The 1719-nt window shown below is 34.6% G+C and carries 2 protein-coding genes and 1 pseudogene; 2 read left to right on the plus strand and 1 reads right to left on the minus strand.

Annotated elements, in window-relative coordinates; genetic code table 11:
* The first annotated feature begins 435 nt into the window (after positions 1 to 435).
* Together FTV42_RS16635 and FTV42_RS16640 are read left to right on the plus strand one after the other, a co-directional pair.
* Positions 436 to 780 carry an SMR family transporter gene (locus FTV42_RS16635; protein WP_005199344.1) on the plus strand — a complete coding sequence of 115 codons (345 nt, stop codon included), beginning with the start codon at positions 436 to 438 and terminating at the stop codon, positions 778 to 780.
* The gene (locus tag FTV42_RS16640) at positions 781 to 1338 is read left to right on the plus strand and encodes a TetR family transcriptional regulator (protein ID WP_179991715.1); all 558 of its coding nucleotides are present in this window, start codon (positions 781 to 783) and stop codon (positions 1336 to 1338) included. It begins immediately after the preceding gene.
* Between the two features lie 127 nt (positions 1339 to 1465).
* Here FTV42_RS16640 and FTV42_RS17455 read toward each other — a convergent pair.
* Positions 1466 to 1719, minus strand: a pseudogene (locus FTV42_RS17455) (hypothetical protein); the annotation flags it as partial.

A 1719-nucleotide genomic window follows, 5' to 3' on the forward strand; every position in this document is an offset into this window, starting at 1 on the left:
GTAATGTATTCGCTTCGCTCATACTTTTTGAAAAGCAAAAGCTCCAAAGTTCGCACCCATTCGGGATGCTCTGTATCTTTCGTTATGAAGCAAAAGGGAGCTTGTAATCAGGGAAAAGGCAGGGGCAAAATTTTAATGCCAGGTGGTCGCTCGTAGACACTCGCTCGGCTCTTACTGGAATGATTAAAATATCTAATCAAAAACGTGGAACATTGTTTAAATATTAAGCGTGGAACGTGAATAATTATAAAAAAACCCCATACGGGCTAGAATGGGGTATTAAGATTAGAATATAACATTGATATTTAAGGAAAATAAATATCAGTTTCGTATAAGTTGTATTATGTTAATTTTAGAAAATCTAAAATAATTATTGATAATTTTTTTTTGAAAATTTAACATACCTTCCGATGGGTATTTTAGGTATGATTACTTATGAACAGTGTGTTACTCGCTTATGTATTACTTGGATTTTCAATAGTTTCCGAAGTGATTGGAAGTAGTTTTTTAGTTAAATCGGAAGGGTTTACAAAACTTTTTCCAAGCGTGATGGTCTTTATTTTTTTTAGCACGGCATTTTATTTATTATCACAAGTTATTAAAACAATCCCTTTAGGTATCGCATACGCTATATGGGCTGGTGTTGGGATTGTTCTAACTGCTGTAGTTAGCTACTTTGTTTTTAAACAGACACTAGATAATCCTGCTTTAATTGGAATTGGTTTTATCGTATCTGGCGTAATAATTATTAATTTATTTTCGCAATCAGCAGGTCATTAAGTGAAAGAAATTCGGCAACAAAAGAAGCAACCAGAGGTTATTCGAAAGCGCATCCTTGAACAGGCAACTATTCTTGTTTCTCAAAAGGGTATTTCTGGTGTTTCTATTCAAAATATTGCTACAGCAGTAGGTATAACAAAAGGGGGGGTATTTCACCATTTCCCGAATAAAAAAAATTTGATAGAAGAAATGTTCAATCAAATAATTCTTGATTTAGATCAAACAGTTGAATACTTGATTAAACGCGATCCAACAGAATATGGTAAATTCACACGAGCTTATATTCATAGTCCTTTTATCCATCAAATAGATGGGGTGGTTTCTGCTTGGTCAGCGTTATCAATGACTATGATCACAGAGCCTACCTTTAATAAAATTTGGATGGAATGGCTAAAAAATAGATTATCTCAACATGCAGAAACGGATAGTCATCCTGATTTAGAGTTACTTCGTTTAGCAGCAGATGGGTTGTGGCTACAAAGTATTACCGGAGTCATTGATGATGAGCAATGTTCAAAATTAGAAGACGATCTGCTTAATCGAACCTATTTAACATAAAATCTCTTATGCGAAATTTCAGCTCGATGCTTTGAAAGATGGCTAAAGCCATGTTTCAAAGTCGGGCAATTTTGCGCTTGCTGTAATTTGATTTGTAATGAGAAAAACCAAGCAAAGTACCGATCAACTAGTATTTTTTAGGGTCGATCTGACACCAGTCATACGTTTTTTCTTTGACACTACTCGGTTCAAACGAGTAGCAATTTTTCCTCATTATTCTCACCAATGTTTCACCATCACTTTCTCGAATTTGTAGCGGATATTTTTTTAGTACAGCCATATCTGCTCTACGTTCATCAATTTCGTCTTTGCTTGGTATGTATAAAAAGATAGCCAAAATGAACACCATCATCACAGCAACAAACGTGCTGGCAAAAATAA

This window comes from Acinetobacter sp. YH16052, from assembly GCF_013417155.1.
GTDB lineage: Bacteria > Pseudomonadota > Gammaproteobacteria > Pseudomonadales > Moraxellaceae > Acinetobacter.